This window comes from Pseudomonas palmensis, assembly GCF_017848315.1.
In the GTDB taxonomy this organism is placed as follows: Bacteria; Pseudomonadota; Gammaproteobacteria; order Pseudomonadales; family Pseudomonadaceae; genus Aquipseudomonas; species Aquipseudomonas palmensis.
In genome coordinates, this window is the sequence record NZ_JAFKEC010000003.1 from 64714 (window position 1) to 79472 (window position 14759).

The following is a 14759-nucleotide window of genomic DNA, read 5'->3' on the forward strand; positions in this document are numbered from 1 at the left end:
CCCTTCGCCGGCAAGGCCGGCGCCTACAGGGGCCGGCCTTGCCGGCGAAGGCAGCGCCGCGTTCTAGCCCCGCGCCAGCTGCCGGCGCAGCTCATCGAGCACCGGCCCGGTGTCCGGGCGCACCCCGCGCCAGATGAAGAACGCCTCCGCCGCCTGCTCAGCCAGCATTCCCAGCCCGTCCAGCACCTTGGCCGCCCCGTGCTCGGTGGCCCAGCGACAGAACGGCGTGGGCTCCTTGGCATACATCATGTCGTAGCACACGGTCACGCCCGGTTCGATCAGGCTCGCGGCAATCGGCGGCATCTCGCCGGCCAGGCTCGCCGAGGTGGCATTGATGATCAGGTCCACCGGCTCTTCCAGCCAGCTGAAGCCGCTGGCGGCCACCGGCCCCAGGTCGTCGAACTCGCGGGCCAGCTGCTCGGCCTTTTCTACCGTACGGTTGGCAATCACCAGCGACGCAGGCTCATGCGCCAGCAACGGCTCGAGCACCCCGCGCACCGCGCCGCCGGCCCCCAGCAGCAGGATGCGCTTGCCCTTGAGCTCGACCCCGGCATTCACCGTGAGGTCGCGCACCAGGCCGGCACCGTCGGTGTTGTCGCCCTGCAGGCTGCCGTCGGGCAGCCGGGTCAGCGTGTTCACCGCCCCGGCTCGCCAGGCGCGTGCGGTCAGGCCGTCACCCACCAGGCGGTAGGCTTCCTCCTTGAAGGGCACGGTGACGTTGGCGCCACTGCCCTGCTTGAAGAAGCCCAGCGCGCACATGCTGAAATCGTCCAGCGGCGCCAGCAGGGTGTTGTACTCCAGCTGCTGGCCGGTCTGGTCGGCAAACAGCCGGTGAATCAGCGGCGACTTGCTGTGGCCGATCGGGTTGCCGAATACAACGTACTGGTCCATGACGCGTTTCCTGAGTCCGCCCGGCGAATCGGGCACGTTATCCACAATGGGTTCAGTGACCGGCCTTGTCCAGGCCCAGCCAGTCGCGGTCCTGCAGGAAGTACTCGGTCAGGCGTGCTTCTTCGCTGCCCGGCGCAGCCTTCCAGTCATAGCCCCAGCGCACCTGCGGCGGCAGCGACATCAGGATCGACTCGGTACGGCCGCCCGATTGCAGGCCGAACAGGGTGCCACGGTCGTACACCAGGTTGAATTCCACGTAGCGCCCGCGGCGGAACTCCTGGAATTCACGCTGCTGGGCGGTGTACGGCTGCGCCTTGCGCCGCTGCACGATGGGCAGGTAGGCCTCGACGTAGGCATCGCCGATGGCGCGGATGAAGGCGAAGCAGGTGTCGAAGTCCCACTCGTTCAGGTCGTCGAAGAACAAGCCGCCGATGCCCCGCGGCTCGCCCCGGTGCTTGAGGTGGAAGTAGCGGTCGCACCAGGCCTTGTAGCGCGGGTACACATCGGCGCCGAACGGTGCGCAGGCCTGCTCGGCCACGCGGTGCCAGTGGATGCAGTCTTCTTCGTGGGCGTAGTAGGGCGTGAGGTCGAAGCCGCCGCCGAACCACCATACCGCCTCTTCACCTTCCTTCTCGGCAATGAAGAAGCGCACGTTGGCGTGGGAGGTCGGCACATGGGGGTTGTGCGGATGGATCACCAGCGACACCCCCAGTGCCTCGAAACCACGGCCAGCAAGTTCGGGGCGGTGCGCGCTGGCAGACGGCGGCAGGCCGCTGCCGAACACGTGCGAGAAGTTGACCCCGCCTTTTTCGATGACGTTGCCTTCGCCGATCACCCGCGTGCGCCCACCGCCACCGGCTTCGCGTACCCAGGCGTCCTCGACGAAGCGGGCGCCGCCGTCTTCGCTTTCCAGGGCGGCGCAAATCCGGTCTTGCAGGTTGAGCAGGTAGGCCTTCACGGCCTCGGTGCGGGTAGTCATCAGGTCACCTTGGAAACGGGCTAGGGCCGGGCCAGGCGGGGGCCGGCGCTGAATTCGGCGCGTAGCATACCACCGGCGGCAGGCCACCCGCAGTTGACGGCGATCAAGCAAAGGCGTCCGATAGGGGTTTTCCCGGATCCAGCAGGAGAGTGCAGATGGCCAAGCGTATCCAGTTCAGCCAGCATGGCGGCCCCGAGGTATTGACCCTGGTGGACTTCGAACCCGCCGCGCCCGGCCCGCAACAGGTCCGCGTGCGCAACCACGCCATTGGTCTGAACTTCATCGACACCTATTTCCGCAGCGGGCTGTACGCGCCGCCGGCACTGCCCTCGGGCCTGGGCACCGAAGCTGCCGGCGTGGTCGAGGCGGTGGGCGAGGGCGTGACGCGGATCAAGGTGGGCGATCGGGTGGCCTACGCTGGCGGTCCGCTGGGTGCCTACAGCGAGGTGCACACGCTGCCTGAAGCCAACCTGGTGAAGCTGCCCGAGAGCATCAGCTTCGAGCAGGCCGCCGCGGTGATGCTCAAGGGCCTGACCGTGCAGTACCTGCTACGCCAGACCTACGCGCTGCAGGCCGGCCAGACGGTGCTGTTCCATGCCGCCGCCGGTGGGGTGGGTTCGCTGGCCTGCCAGTGGGCCAAGGCCCTGGGCGTGAAGCTGATCGGTACCGTGAGCTCGCCGGAGAAGGCGGCGCGGGCCAAGGCCCTGGGTGCATGGGAAACCATCGACTACAGCCGTGAAGACGTGGCGCAGCGCGTGCTGGAGCTGACCGGCGGCAAGAAGTGCCCGGTGGTGTACGACGGCGTGGGCCAGGACACCTGGCTGACCTCGCTGGACTGCCTGGCGCCGCGCGGGCTGATGGTGAGCTTCGGCAATGCGTCGGGCGCGGTGAGCGGAGTCAATCTGGGGATCCTGGCGCAGAAGGGCTCGCTGTATGTGACCCGGCCGACGCTGGCCAGCTATGCCAACAATGCCGAGAACACCCAGGCGATGGCCGACGAGCTGTTCGAAATGATCGCCAGCGGCAAGCTGGCTGTGGATATCCAGCAGCGCTATCCGCTGGCCGAGGCGGCCAAGGCTCAGGCAGAGCTGTCGGCGCGGCGGACGGTGGGGTCTACGGTGTTGTTGCCTTGATTCAGCAGTGACGCCATCGCGGGTCAAGCCCGCTCCCACAAGGTTATCCACAACGCCTGTGGGAGCGGGCTTGACCCGCGAAAAAGGCCCGAAGGGCCTTCAGCCCGCTCTGACGACCTGCCCCGTGGCCAGATCGCGAATCACGCTCGGGTTGCGCCGCCCGCCAAGGCTGCCGCCCAGGATCACATCCAGCTGCCCGTGGAAGTACTGTTCCACGCGCAGGCGCGAGCGCGCTGCCGGCCGGCCCTGCGGGTTGGCCGAGGTCGACACCAGCGGGCCCACCAGCGAACACAGGTCGCGCACCACCGGGTGGTCGCTGACCCGCAGCGCCACGGTGTCATGCACGCCGGTGATCCATTCCGGCAACATGCCCTGGTGCGGCACCAGCCAGGTATTGGGCCCCGGCCAGGTGCTGGCCATGCGGTCCAGCCACAGCTCGGGGAAGTCCTCGAACAAGAAGTCGAACTGGCGGATGTTGTCCGCAATCAGGATCAGCCCCTTGTTCACCGAGCGGGACTTGAGCGCCAGCAGGCGGTCCACCGCCTCCTCGTTCCACGGGTCACAGCCCAGGCCCCAGACCGCCTCGGTCGGATAGGCCAGTACCGCACCCGCCCGAATTTCCCGCGCGGCTTGTTGCACACGCCAACTGTTCACCATCGTTGTCACTCCGCGTTCAAAGGCTGGTACGCAGTGTACTTAGCCCGGCCGGGCAAACCAACGCCCCGCGTCACTGCACACACGCCCGTCCAGCTCCAGTTCGGTGAGCGTGGCCAGCACCTGGGGCAGGGCCTGACCGCTGGCCAGCGCCAACGCCTCGGTGGTGTGCGGCGCCGCCAGCAGCAACCCCAGCAGCGGGTGCACCACCGGCTCGGGGGCGGCCGACGGAAGGTTCTGCCAGCCACGCAAACTTTCCAGAATCTGCTCTATGCTCTCCACCAGCATCGCGCCGTCACGTATCAATTGATGGCAACCCCTGGCCCCCGGATGGTAGATAGAGCCAGGAATCGCGTACACCTCGCGCCCCTGTTCGGCCGCCAGGCGCGCGGTGATCAGCGAACCGCTGGCCAGGCTGGCCTCCACCACCAGCACGCCGAGCGACAGCCCGCTGATGATGCGATTGCGCCGCGGGAAGTTGGCCGCCACCGGTCCGGCATCCAGCGGGAACTCCGAGACCACTGCGCTACCGCGCTCGGCCATGGCCTGCGCGAGGGCATGATGTCGCTGTGGATAAAGTTTTTGCAGGCCGGTGCCGAGCACGCCGATAGTGCGTCCGCCAGTATCCATTGCAGACTGGTGAGCGGCACCGTCGACCCCCAGCGCCAGGCCGCTGGTAATCACGAAACCGGCCTGGGCCAGTTGCCTGGAAAACGCGGCCGCGGTGTCCAGGGCCGGGCGTGAAGCACGCCGGCTGCCGACGATGGCCAGCTGCGGCTGCTCCAGAATCATCGGGTCGCCGGCAATGAACAGAAGGGGCGGGGCATCGCAAAGCTCGGCCAGCAAGCCAGGGTAGGTGGGGGCGTCCCACATCAGCAAATGCTGCCCGGGCCGCTCTAGCCAGGCCATTGCGGCCGCTGCGCCGGCGTAAGCCTCGGCACTGTGGCGAGCCGTTATGCTGGCCGGGCTGCGGCCCAGCGCCCGCCATTGTGTGGCGGGCGCATCAAGCGCGGCGGCCGCGCTGCCAAAGGCTTCCAGCAGCAGGCCAAAGCCCTTTGGCCCGATATCGGGAAGGCGGTGCAGGCGCAGACGTGCCTCGAGTTCAACCGGCGAGCACGCCGCAACAGGCGGGAGGGGCATCGGATCATCCTTGATCGAAGGCGGGTCAGCCACGCGTGAAAACCTGTGGATAACTCTGTTGATAATAGTTTGACAACTCGCCGCCCGGTGCGGGCCGCCAGTCGCCTTCAAAACCCTAGCCGACCTTGAGAAGGGTGCCGAACGCGCCGAATACCTTTATTATGTGCATTCATGTTTGCAACCCATCGCACAGTGCAGCTCATACGCTTATGGCCATCTTGAACATCCTCGAATTCCCGGACCCGCGCCTGCGCACCATCGCCAAACCGGTGACGGAAGTGGACGACAGCATCCGTCAGTTGATCGATGACATGTTTGAAACCATGTACGAAGCCCCTGGCATCGGCCTGGCCGCCACCCAGATCAACGTGCACAAGCGCGTGGTGGTCATGGACCTGAGCGAAGACCGCAGCGAACCGCGGGTCTTCATCAACCCCGAGCTGGAAATGCTCACCGACGACATGGACCAGTATCAGGAAGGCTGCCTGTCGGTACCCGGCTTCTACGAGAACGTCGACCGCCCGGTGAAGGTCAGGGTCAAGGCCCTGGATCGCGACGGCAAGCCCTTCGAACTGATCGCCGAAGGCCTGCTGGCCGTGTGCATCCAGCACGAATGCGACCACCTCAACGGCAAGCTGTTCGTCGACTACCTGTCGAACCTCAAGCGCGACCGCATCAAGAAGAAACTGGAAAAGCAGCACCGCCAGAACGCTTGATCCCTCATTCCAGAAGGCTTGCTCCGGCAAGCCTTTTTCTTTTTAAGCGAGAACTTCATGCGCATCGTCTTCGCGGGCACCCCCGAGTTTGCCGCCGAACACCTCAAGGCCCTGCTGGCCAGCCCCCATGAAATCGTCGCGGTCTACACCCAGCCAGACCGCCCGGCCGGCCGTGGCCAGAAGCTGATGCCCAGCCCGGTCAAGCAGCTGGCTGTGGATAACGCCATCCCGGTGCTGCAACCGCCGACGCTGCGCAGCCCCGAGGCGCAGGCCGAGCTGGCCGCACTCAAGCCCGACCTGATGGTGGTGGTGGCCTACGGCCTGATCCTGCCCCAGGCGGTGCTGGATATTCCGCGCCTGGGCTGCATCAACAGCCACGCCTCGTTGCTGCCACGCTGGCGCGGCGCCGCGCCGATCCAGCGCGCGGTGCAGGCCGGCGACGCCGAAAGCGGCGTGACGGTCATGCGCATGGAGGCCGGCCTGGACACCGGGCCGATGCTGCTCAAGGTCAGCACCCCGATCAGCGCCAGCGACACCGGCGGCAGCCTGCACGATCGCCTGGCCGAACTGGGCCCGCCCGCGGTGCTGCAGGCCATCGACGGCCTGGGCGCGGGCACCCTGCACGGCGAAGTGCAGGACGACGCGCTGGCCACGTATGCCCACAAGCTGAACAAGGACGAGGCGCGTCTGGACTGGTCGCGCCCCGCCGAGGAACTGGAGCGCCTGATCCGCGCCTTCAACCCGTGGCCGATCTGCCACAGCACCCTGGGCGGCGAAACCCTCAAGGTGCTGGGTGCGCGCCTGGCCGATGGCAAGGGCACGCCGGGCGAGATCCTGTCTGCCAGCAAGGACGGCCTGATCGTGGCCTGCGGCGAGCAGGCGCTGTGCCTGACCCGCCTGCAACTGCCCGGCGGCAAGGCGCTGAACTTCAGCGACCTGTACAACAGCCGCCGCGAAAAATTCGCCAGCGGCACGGTGCTGGGCCAATGAACCCGCGTCTGGCCGCCGCCCGCGCCCTGGCCGCCGTGCTCAGCGGCAAGGCCTCGCTCAACAGCTCGCTGCCCGCCCAGCTGGACAAGGTCGAGGCCCGCGATCGCGGCCTCACCCAGGACCTGGCCTTCGGTACCGCACGCTGGCAGCCACGCCTGTCGGCACTGGCCGAGCGCCTGCTGCAAAAGCCGTTCAAGGCCGCCGACGCGGATGTCGAGGCGTTGCTGCTGGTGGGCCTCTACCAGCTGCTGTACACCCGCGTGCCGGCCCACGCCGCCATCGGCGAAACGGTCGGGTGCGCCGACAAGCTGAAAAAGCCCTGGGCCAAGGCCCTGCTCAATGCCGTGCTGCGCCGCGCCCAGCGCGAGAGCAGCGAGATGCTTGCCGAACTCGAACGCGACCCGGTGGTGCGCACCGCGCACCCGCGCTGGCTGCAGAAGTCGCTCAAGGCGTTCTGGCCCGAGCAGTGGGAAGCCATCTGCGCCGCCAACAATGCCCACCCGCCGATGATCCTGCGGGTCAACCGCCGCCACCACAGCCGCGATGCCTACCTGGGCCTGCTGCGCGAAGCCGGCATCGATGCCGCGCCGTGCACGTACAGCCGTGACGGTATCCTGCTCGCCGAGGCCTGCGACGTGCGCGGTTTGCCGGGCTTCGAACAGGGCTGGATCAGCGTGCAGGACGAAGCCGCGCAGCTGGCCGCCGACCTGCTCGACCTGGCGCCCGGCCAGCGCGTGCTCGACGCCTGCTGTGCCCCCGGCGGCAAGACCTGCCACCTGCTCGAGGCGCATGCCGGGCTGGAGGCGGTGGTGGCCATCGACCTGGAAGCAAAGCGCCTGACCCGCGTGCGTGAAAACCTCGACCGCCTGGGCCTGGATGCCCAGTTGATCGCCTGCGATGCCCGCGACACCGCCAGCTGGTGGGACGGCAAGACCTTCCAGCGCATCCTGCTGGACGCTCCCTGCTCGGCCACCGGTGTGATCCGTCGCCACCCGGACATCAAGCTGACCCGCCAGGCCGATGACATCGCTGCCCTGGCCAGCCTGCAGGGCGAGCTGCTCGACGCGCTGTGGCCAACCCTCGAAGTGGGCGGCATCCTGCTCTACGCCACCTGCTCGACCCTGCCGACCGAGAACACCGAAGTGATCAAGGCGTTCCTGGCCCGCACGCCGGGCGCACGCGAGCTGGACCTGGCCACCGAGGCCGGCATCCGCCAGCCCCATGGCCGGCAGCTGCTGGCACAGGAAGGCGGCCACGATGGCTTCTACTATGCCAAGCTGATCAAGATCGCCGCCGTTCGCGGACACTAACCAGCACAAGGGAGAGCGGATGAAGATCATCATCCTGGGCGCGGGGCAGGTCGGCGGCACGCTGGCCGAGCACCTGGCCAGCGAAGCCAACGACATCACCGTGGTCGACACCGATGGCGACCGCCTGCGCGATCTGGGCGATCGCCTCGACATCCGCACCGTGCAGGGCCGCGCCTCGCTGCCGACGGTGCTGCGCCAGGCCGGTGCAGATGATGCCGACATGCTGGTGGCGGTGACCAACAGCGACGAGACCAACATGGTCGCCTGCCAGGTGGCCTACACCCTGTTCCACACCCCGACCAAGATTGCCCGGGTTCGCGAGTCGGCCTACCTGACCCGCAGCGGCCTGTTCAACAACGAGGCGATCCCGGTCGACGTGCTGATCAGCCCCGAACAGGTGGTCACCCACTACATCAAGCGCCTGATCGAGCACCCCGGCGCCCTGCAGGTGATCGACTTCGCCGAGGGCAAGGTCCAGTTGGTGGCGGTCAAGGCCTACTACGGCGGCCCGCTGGTGGGCCAGCAGCTGCGCCAGATCCGCGAGCACATGCCCAATGTGGACACCCGCGTGGCGGCGATCTTCCGTCGCGACCGGCCGATCAAGCCACAGGGCGACACGGTGATCGAGGCCGACGACGAGGTGTTCTTCATCGCCGCCAAGAACCACATCCGCGCAGTGATGGGCGAGCTGCGCCGCATCGACGAAACCAACAAGCGCGTGGTGATCGCCGGCGGCGGGCAGATCGGCGAACGCCTGGCCGAGGCCATCGAGAGCCGCTACCAGGTCAAGATCATCGAGATGAACGCGGCCCGTTGCCGCTACCTGTCCGACACCCTCGACAGCACGGTGGTGCTGCAGGGCAGCGCCTCGGACCGCGACCTGATGCTGGAAGAGAACATCGCCGACGCCGACATCTTCCTGGCCCTGACCAACGATGACGAAGCCAACATCATGTCCTCGCTGCTGGCCAAGCGCCTGGGCGCGAAGAAGGTGATGACCATCATCAACAACCCGGCCTATGTCGACCTGGTGCAGGGCGGCGAGATCGACATCGCCATCAGCCCGCAGCAGGCCACCATCGGCACCTTGCTGGCCCACGTGCGCCGCGGTGACATCGTCAGCGTGCACTCGCTGCGCCGTGGCGCGGCCGAAGCCATCGAGGCCATTGCCCACGGCGATTCGAAGTCGAGCAAGGTGATCGGCAAGGCCATCGAGGACATCGCGCTGCCGCCGGGCACCACCATCGGTGCGATCATCCGCGACGAGCAGGTGCTGATCGCCCACGACGACACGGTGATCGAGTCCGGCGACCACGTGATCCTGTTCGTTGTGGATAAAAAGTACATCCGCGACGTGGAGAAGCTGTTCCACGTGGGCCTGAGCTTCTTCTAGGGAGAAACCGGAATGCGCGAATCACTGGAAAAGATGCTGGCCAAGGGTGTGGATAACTCGCTGCTGCGCTTCGGCCTGGGCAAGGCCTGGCTGGATGAGGGCAACGGCGCAGAGGCCGCGCTGCACCTGCGCCGCTGCGTGGAGTTCGACCCCAAGTACTCGGCGGCGTGGAAGCTGCTGGGCAAGGCGTATCAGGTGCAGGGCGACGTGGCCGGCGCGCGCCAGGCCTGGACCGAAGGGCTGGCTGCAGCGCAGGCGCATGGGGACAAGCAGGCGGAGAAGGAGATGACGGTGTTTCTCAGGAAGCTCGACAAGGCTGTTTAGGGCGGCTGTGCAGCCCATCGCGGGTCAAGCTCGCTCCCACAGGTACAGAGCAGATCCTGAGACCACTGATATCCCTGTGGGAGCGGGCTTGACCCGCGAAGGGGCGCTCAGTACCAGCGCGTCTCGCCCGGCGGGCGCTTCTTGAAGCGCTTCATGCTCCACATGTACTGGCTTGGATACGCGCGCACATAACGCTCCACCACCTTGCTCATGGCCGCCGCCGAGGTCTCCACGTCGGTGCTGTACATCGCATCCGGCGCCGCTTCCAGGATCACCTTGAAGCCCGAACCGTCCGGCAGGCGCAACGCATGCAGGAACACCCCCACCGCCTTGCCACCGGCCAGCATGTTCGGCACGAACTTGCTGGTCAGTGCCCTGGTGGCAAAGAACGGCACGAACACCCCCGCCGATTCCGCCGGCTCCGGGTCGGCCGGAATGCCCACCTGGCCGCCCTTGCGCACTTCCTTGATGATGCTGAGGATGCCTTCCTTGGTCGACGCCGCCACGCGGTTGCCCAGTTGCACGCGCTGTTCGCGCAGCAGGTCATCCACCGCCTTGAGCTTGGGCGGGCGGTAGAAGATGATCGGCTTGCACTGGCTGCAATAGAAGTGGTTGAGCACTTCCCAGTTGCCCAGGTGGCTGGTGATGCCCACCACGCCCTTGCCCGACGCCAGTGCCTCGTGCAGCACCTCCAGGCCCTCGACCTCGCGCACCAGGTCGATGGAGCGCTGCGCCGGCCAGATCCACGCACAGGCGCTTTCGGTGAACGACTTGCCGATGTCCATCAGCGTGCGGCCCACAAGGCGCTCGCGTTCGGCCGGGTCCATCTCGGGGAAACACTTGGCCAGGTTGATGCGCACCACGTTGCGCGAGCTGTTGGGCACCTTCCACATGATCCAGCCGATGGCCGCGCCAACCCGCTGCACCGCGCCCCAGGGCAACTTGGCAAACAATCGCAACGCCCCGACCATCAAGGCGCCCTTGAACTTATCCACAGGCAGGTTCCTCCTTCTGCAAGCCGCGCATTGTAACCGTCAGCGGCGCAGGGCGGCGTAACGATCGCAATCGGTGGTGTGATCCATGACCATGCCAGTGGCCTGCATGAAGGCATAGCAGATGGTCGGCCCGACAAAGGTGAAGCCGGCCTTCTTCAGGGCCTTGCTCATGGCCGTGGCCTCGTCGGTCGCGGCCGGCACCTCGTTGCGCTGGCTGAAATGATTGATTTTCGGCACCCCGCCGACGAACGACCAGAGCCACTGCGCCGGCTCGTCCAGCGCCAGCCAGGCCCTGGCGTTGCGCCGCGCGGCGTTGAGCTTGAGGCGGTTGCGGATGATGCCGGGGTCGAGCATGCGCTCCTCGATCTCGGCATCGGTCATCTGCGCCAGGCGCTGCGGGTCGAAGCCGAACAGCACCTCACGGTAGCGCTCGCGCTTCTTCAGCACCGTGATCCACGACAACCCGGCCTGAAAGCCTTCGAGCAGCAGCATTTCGAACAGCGCGCCAGGCTCGCGCTGGGGCGTGCCCCACTCGCTGTCGTGGTAGGCCTGGTACAACGGATCATCGGTACACCAAAAGCAGCGTGGCATAAGGCTCCAAGGGTAGAGGCGGGGGCGAATCGGGTTATACTCCCGCTCTTTATATTCGCAGCCCTGGAAAAGGTGAATTTCGTGAGCCAGCCTACGCCAGCCGTGCGTACCTTCCAAGACCTGATCCTCGCCCTGCAGCAGTACTGGGCCGAGCAAGGTTGTGTGGTACTTCAGCCCTACGATATGGAAGTAGGCGCCGGCACTTTTCATACCGCCACCTTCCTGCGCGCCATCGGCCCGGAAACCTGGAACGCCGCTTATGTGCAGCCCAGTCGTCGCCCGACTGACGGCCGCTACGGCGAAAACCCCAACCGCCTGCAGCACTACTATCAGTTCCAGGTGGTCCTGAAGCCGAACCCGGACAACTTCCAGGAACTGTACCTGGGCTCGCTCAAGCACGTGGGCCTGGACCCGCTGGTGCACGACATCCGCTTCGTCGAAGACAACTGGGAGTCGCCGACCCTGGGCGCCTGGGGCTTGGGCTGGGAAGTCTGGCTCAACGGCATGGAAGTGACCCAGTTCACCTACTTCCAGCAGGCCGGCGGCATCGAGTGCTACCCGGTCACCGGCGAGATCACCTACGGTCTGGAGCGCCTGGCCATGTACCTGCAGGGCGTGGACTCGGTCTACGACCTGGTATGGGCCGACGGCCCGTTCGGCAAGGTGACCTACGGCGACGTGTTCCACCAGAACGAGGTGGAGCAGTCCACCTACAACTTCGAACACGCCAACGTCGACAAGCTGTTCGAACTGTTCGACTTCTACGAGAGCGAGGCCAAGCGCCTGATCGAACTGGACCAGCCGCTGCCGCTGCCAAGCTATGAAATGGTGCTCAAGGCCTCGCACACCTTCAACCTGCTGGATGCACGCCGCGCCATCTCGGTGACCGCGCGTCAGCAGTACATCCTGCGCGTGCGCACCCTGGCGCGTGCCGTGGCCCAGGCCTACCTGCTGGCCCGTGCCAAGCTGGGCTTCCCGATGGCGACCCCGGACCTGCGTGACGAAGTATTGGCCAAGCTGGAGGCTGCACAATGAGTGCTCAAGATTTCCTGGTAGAACTGGGCACCGAAGAGCTGCCACCCAAGGCCCTGAACACCCTGGCCGAAGCCTTCCTGGCCGGCATCGACAAGGGCCTGCAAGCGGCCGGCCTGAGCTTCGAGAGCAAGACCGTGTACGCCGCGCCACGTCGCCTGGCGGTGCTGATCACCGCCCTGGCCACCCAGCAGCCGGACCGCAGCGTCAACCTCGACGGACCGCCACGCCAGGCCGCGTTCGACGCCGACGGCAACCCGACCCAGGCCGCCCTGGGTTTTGCCAAGAAGTGCGGCGTGGACCTCAGTGAAATCGACCAGAGCGGGCCGAAGCTGCGCTACAGCCAGAACATCGTCGGCAAGCCGACCGCCAGCCTGCTGCCGACCATCGTCGAAGACTCGCTCAACGACCTGCCGATTCCCAAGCGCATGCGCTGGGGTGCACGCAAGGAAGAGTTCGTGCGTCCGACCCAGTGGCTGGTGATGCTGCTCGGTGACCAGGTCATCGATTGCACCATCCTCGCCCAGAAGGCCGGCCGCGACTCGCGTGGCCACCGCTTCCACCACCCTGAAGCCGTGCGCATCACCTCGCCTGCCAACTACCTGGCCGACCTGCGCGCTGCCTATGTGCTGGCCGACGCCAACGAGCGCCGCGAGCTGATCAGCAAACGCACCGCCGAACTGGCCACCCTGCAGGAAGGCACCGCGATCGTGCCGCCGGCCCTGCTCGACGAAGTGACCGCGCTGGTCGAATGGCCGGTGCCGCTGGTGTGCTCGTTCGAGGAGCGTTTCCTCGAGGTGCCGCAGGAAGCCCTGATCACCACCATGCAGGACAACCAGAAGTACTTCTGCCTGCTGGACGTGGACGGCAAGCTGCTGCCGCGCTTCATCACCGTGGCCAACATCGAGAGCCGCGATCCGAAGCAGATCATCGAAGGCAACGAGAAGGTCGTGCGCCCGCGCCTGACCGACGCCGAGTTCTTCTTCAAGCAGGACAAGAAGCAGAAGCTCGAAAGCTTCAACGAGCGCCTGCAGAACGTGGTGTTCCAGGCACAGCTGGGCAGCGTGTTCGACAAGGCCGAGCGCGTGGCCAAGCTGGCTGCGTTCATTGCCCAGCGCATCGGCGGCGACGCCCAGCGCGCGGCGCGTGCCGGCCTGCTGTCCAAGTGCGACCTGGCCACCGAGATGGTTGGCGAGTTCCCTGAAATGCAGGGCGTTGCCGGCTACTACTACGCCCTCAACGACGGCGAGCCCGAAGACGTCGCCCTGGCCCTGAACGAGCAGTACATGCCGCGCGGTGCCGGTGCCGAACTGCCCTCGACCCTGACCGGTGCGGCCGTGGCCATCGCCGACAAGCTCGACACCCTGGTCGGCATCTTCGGCATCGGCATGCTGCCAACCGGCAGCAAGGACCCCTATGCCCTGCGCCGCGCCGCCCTGGGCGTGCTGCGTATCCTGATCGAGAAGCAGCTGGACCTGGACCTGAACGAGGCGGTGAACGTCGCCGTCGCCCAGTTCGGTGCCAAGGTCAAGGCTGCCGGCCTGAGCGAGCAGGTGCTGGAATTCGTCTTCGACCGCCTGCGTGCGCGTTACGAAGATGAAGGCATCGACGTGGCCACCTACCTCTCGGTACGTGCGCTCAAGCCAGGCTCGGCACTGGACTTCGACCAGCGCGTGCAAGCCGTGCAGGCGTTCCGCAAGCTGCCGGAAGCCGCAGCCCTGGCTGCGGTGAACAAGCGTGTGTCCAACCTGCTGAGCAAGGCCGAAGGTTCGGTGGCGACCTCGGTAGAGCCCAAGTACTTCGACAACGCCAACGAGTTCTCGCTGTACTCGGCCATTCAACAGGCCGACCAGGCGGTACAACCGATGGCCGCTGCGCGTCAGTACAGCGAGTCGCTGGCGCGCCTGGCCGCGCTGCGCGAGCCGGTGGATGCGTTCTTCGAGGCGGTGATGGTCAACGCCGACGACGCCAACGTGCGAGCCAACCGTTATGCCCTGCTCAGCCGCCTGCGCGGTCTGTTCCTGGGCGTGGCCGACATCTCGCTGCTGGGGTAGGACGTGAAGCTGCTGATTCTCGATCGGGACGGGGTGATCAACCAGGACTCCGACGCCTACATCAAGTCGCTGGACGAGTGGATTCCCATCCCGGGTTCGATCGAGGCCATTGCGCAGCTGAGCAAGGCCGGCTGGACGGTGGCGGTGGCCACCAACCAGTCGGGCATCGCCCGTGGCTATTACAGCCTGGCCACCCTCCACGCCATGCACGCGCGCCTGCGCGAGCTGGTGGCGGCGCAGGGCGGCGAGGTGGGCCTGATCGTCTATTGCCCGCATGGCCCGGACGACGGCTGCGATTGCCGCAAGCCCAGGCCGGGCATGCTGCGCACCATTGCCAACCATTACGCGGTCGACCTGGCCGGGGTGTGGTTCGTGGGTGACAGCAAGGGTGACCTGGAAGCCGCGCGCGCCGTCGATGCACAACCGGTTCTGGTAAGGACCGGCAAAGGCGAGCAGACCCTGAGCAAGGGCGTGCCCGAGGCAACGCTGATTTTCGATGACCTGGCGTCGATCGCCAGTGCACTTATCCACACACAGGCGGGTTAGCCCGCAACGGT

The 14759-nt window shown here is 66.5% G+C and carries 15 protein-coding genes; 9 read left to right on the forward strand and 6 right to left on the reverse strand.

The annotated features are described in order from the left end of the window. Window positions 1-63 precede the first annotated feature (63 nt). Together aroE and hemF are read right to left on the reverse strand one after the other, a co-directional pair. Complete coding sequence (gene aroE, locus JZZ72_RS02810) at window positions 64-891, reverse strand: shikimate dehydrogenase (protein WP_043862253.1); 828 nt, start codon at window positions 889-891, stop codon at window positions 64-66. 52 nt (window positions 892-943) lie between these two features. Then, a complete protein-coding gene (hemF, locus tag JZZ72_RS02815; RefSeq protein WP_210014021.1) occupies window positions 944-1870 on the reverse strand; it encodes an oxygen-dependent coproporphyrinogen oxidase in 927 nt (308 codons plus the stop codon). 155 nt (window positions 1871-2025) lie between these two features. Between hemF and JZZ72_RS02820 the strand changes: the two genes are divergently transcribed. Then, window positions 2026-3003, forward strand: a complete 978-nt coding sequence (locus JZZ72_RS02820; RefSeq protein ID WP_054916045.1) for an NADPH:quinone reductase — start codon at window positions 2026-2028, stop codon at window positions 3001-3003. 99 nt (window positions 3004-3102) lie between these two features. On the opposite strand, the gene JZZ72_RS02825 is transcribed toward JZZ72_RS02820, so the two are convergent. Both JZZ72_RS02825 and dprA read right to left on the reverse strand, forming a co-directional pair. Continuing rightward, window positions 3103-3660 (reverse strand): L-threonylcarbamoyladenylate synthase, encoded by a 558-nt coding sequence (locus JZZ72_RS02825; protein ID WP_043862251.1) that lies wholly within the window; start codon window positions 3658-3660, stop codon window positions 3103-3105. Between the two features lie 39 nt (window positions 3661-3699). Then, a complete protein-coding gene (gene dprA / locus JZZ72_RS02830; RefSeq protein WP_210014022.1) occupies window positions 3700-4797 on the reverse strand; it encodes a DNA-processing protein DprA in 1098 nt (365 codons plus the stop codon). A gap of 209 nt (window positions 4798-5006) precedes the next feature. Here dprA and def point away from each other — a divergent pair, with 209 nt between their 5' ends. The 5 genes from def to JZZ72_RS02855 are packed head-to-tail and all read left to right on the forward strand — an operon-like array spanning window position 5007 to window position 9530. Continuing rightward, on the forward strand, window positions 5007-5513 hold the full coding sequence (gene def, locus JZZ72_RS02835) for a peptide deformylase (protein ID WP_043862249.1): 507 nt from the start codon (window positions 5007-5009) through the stop codon (window positions 5511-5513). Window positions 5514-5570: 57 nt separating this feature from the next. Next, window positions 5571-6503 (forward strand): methionyl-tRNA formyltransferase, encoded by a 933-nt coding sequence (gene fmt / locus JZZ72_RS02840; protein WP_043862248.1) that lies wholly within the window; start codon window positions 5571-5573, stop codon window positions 6501-6503. Continuing rightward, entirely contained in the window at window positions 6500-7813 is a 1314-nt protein-coding gene (gene rsmB / locus JZZ72_RS02845) for a 16S rRNA (cytosine(967)-C(5))-methyltransferase RsmB (protein WP_210014023.1), read from the forward strand. Before fmt ends, rsmB begins: the two co-directional genes overlap by 4 nt. 19 nt (window positions 7814-7832) lie before the next feature. Continuing rightward, window positions 7833-9206, forward strand: a complete 1374-nt coding sequence (gene trkA / locus JZZ72_RS02850; RefSeq protein ID WP_043862246.1) for a Trk system potassium transporter TrkA — start codon at window positions 7833-7835, stop codon at window positions 9204-9206. A 12-nt stretch (window positions 9207-9218) separates the two neighbouring features. After that, a complete protein-coding gene (locus tag JZZ72_RS02855; RefSeq protein ID WP_043862245.1) occupies window positions 9219-9530 on the forward strand; it encodes a tetratricopeptide repeat protein in 312 nt (103 codons plus the stop codon). Window positions 9531-9637: 107 nt separating this feature from the next. On the opposite strand, the gene JZZ72_RS02860 is transcribed toward JZZ72_RS02855, so the two are convergent. Both JZZ72_RS02860 and JZZ72_RS02865 read right to left on the reverse strand, forming a co-directional pair. Next, window positions 9638-10525 carry a lysophospholipid acyltransferase gene (locus JZZ72_RS02860; protein WP_116052444.1) on the reverse strand — a complete coding sequence of 296 codons (888 nt, stop codon included), beginning with the start codon at window positions 10523-10525 and terminating at the stop codon, window positions 9638-9640. Between the two features lie 39 nt (window positions 10526-10564). Further along, window positions 10565-11116, reverse strand: a complete 552-nt coding sequence (locus tag JZZ72_RS02865) for a DNA-3-methyladenine glycosylase I (RefSeq protein ID WP_210014024.1) — start codon at window positions 11114-11116, stop codon at window positions 10565-10567. Between the two features lie 81 nt (window positions 11117-11197). On the opposite strand from JZZ72_RS02865, the gene glyQ reads away from it, so the two are divergent. The 3 genes from glyQ to gmhB are packed head-to-tail and all read left to right on the forward strand — an operon-like array spanning window position 11198 to window position 14748. Beyond that, entirely contained in the window at window positions 11198-12151 is a 954-nt protein-coding gene (gene glyQ, locus JZZ72_RS02870; RefSeq protein WP_043862242.1) for a glycine--tRNA ligase subunit alpha, read from the forward strand. Beyond that, the gene (glyS, locus tag JZZ72_RS02875) at window positions 12148-14202 is read left to right on the forward strand and encodes a glycine--tRNA ligase subunit beta (RefSeq protein ID WP_043862241.1); all 2055 of its coding nucleotides are present in this window, start codon (window positions 12148-12150) and stop codon (window positions 14200-14202) included. The genes glyQ and glyS overlap by 4 nt, the downstream gene beginning before the upstream one ends. A gap of 3 nt (window positions 14203-14205) precedes the next feature. After that, window positions 14206-14748, forward strand: coding sequence for a D-glycero-beta-D-manno-heptose 1,7-bisphosphate 7-phosphatase (gene gmhB / locus JZZ72_RS02880; RefSeq protein ID WP_196933206.1), 543 nt, complete (start codon window positions 14206-14208; stop codon window positions 14746-14748). Window positions 14749-14759 lie beyond the last annotated feature (11 nt).

Excerpts from the sequence above, each read along its gene's own strand:
- aroE (WP_043862253.1), bottom strand. The coding sequence starts at position 891 with ATGGACCAGTACGTTGTATTCGGCAACCCGATCGGCCACAGCAAGTCG.
- hemF (WP_210014021.1), bottom strand. The coding sequence starts at position 1,870 with ATGACTACCCGCACCGAGGCCGTGAAGGCCTACCTGCTCAACCTGCAA.
- JZZ72_RS02820 (WP_054916045.1), top strand. The coding sequence starts at position 2,026 with ATGGCCAAGCGTATCCAGTTCAGCCAGCATGGCGGCCCCGAGGTATTG.
- JZZ72_RS02825 (WP_043862251.1), bottom strand. The coding sequence starts at position 3,660 with ATGGTGAACAGTTGGCGTGTGCAACAAGCCGCGCGGGAAATTCGGGCG.
- dprA (WP_210014022.1), bottom strand. The coding sequence starts at position 4,797 with ATGCCCCTCCCGCCTGTTGCGGCGTGCTCGCCGGTTGAACTCGAGGCA.
- def (WP_043862249.1), top strand. The coding sequence starts at position 5,007 with ATGGCCATCTTGAACATCCTCGAATTCCCGGACCCGCGCCTGCGCACC.
- fmt (WP_043862248.1), top strand. The coding sequence starts at position 5,571 with ATGCGCATCGTCTTCGCGGGCACCCCCGAGTTTGCCGCCGAACACCTC.
- rsmB (WP_210014023.1), top strand. The coding sequence starts at position 6,500 with ATGAACCCGCGTCTGGCCGCCGCCCGCGCCCTGGCCGCCGTGCTCAGC.
- trkA (WP_043862246.1), top strand. The coding sequence starts at position 7,833 with ATGAAGATCATCATCCTGGGCGCGGGGCAGGTCGGCGGCACGCTGGCC.
- JZZ72_RS02855 (WP_043862245.1), top strand. The coding sequence starts at position 9,219 with ATGCGCGAATCACTGGAAAAGATGCTGGCCAAGGGTGTGGATAACTCG.
- JZZ72_RS02865 (WP_210014024.1), bottom strand. The coding sequence starts at position 11,116 with ATGCCACGCTGCTTTTGGTGTACCGATGATCCGTTGTACCAGGCCTAC.
- glyS (WP_043862241.1), top strand. The coding sequence starts at position 12,148 with ATGAGTGCTCAAGATTTCCTGGTAGAACTGGGCACCGAAGAGCTGCCA.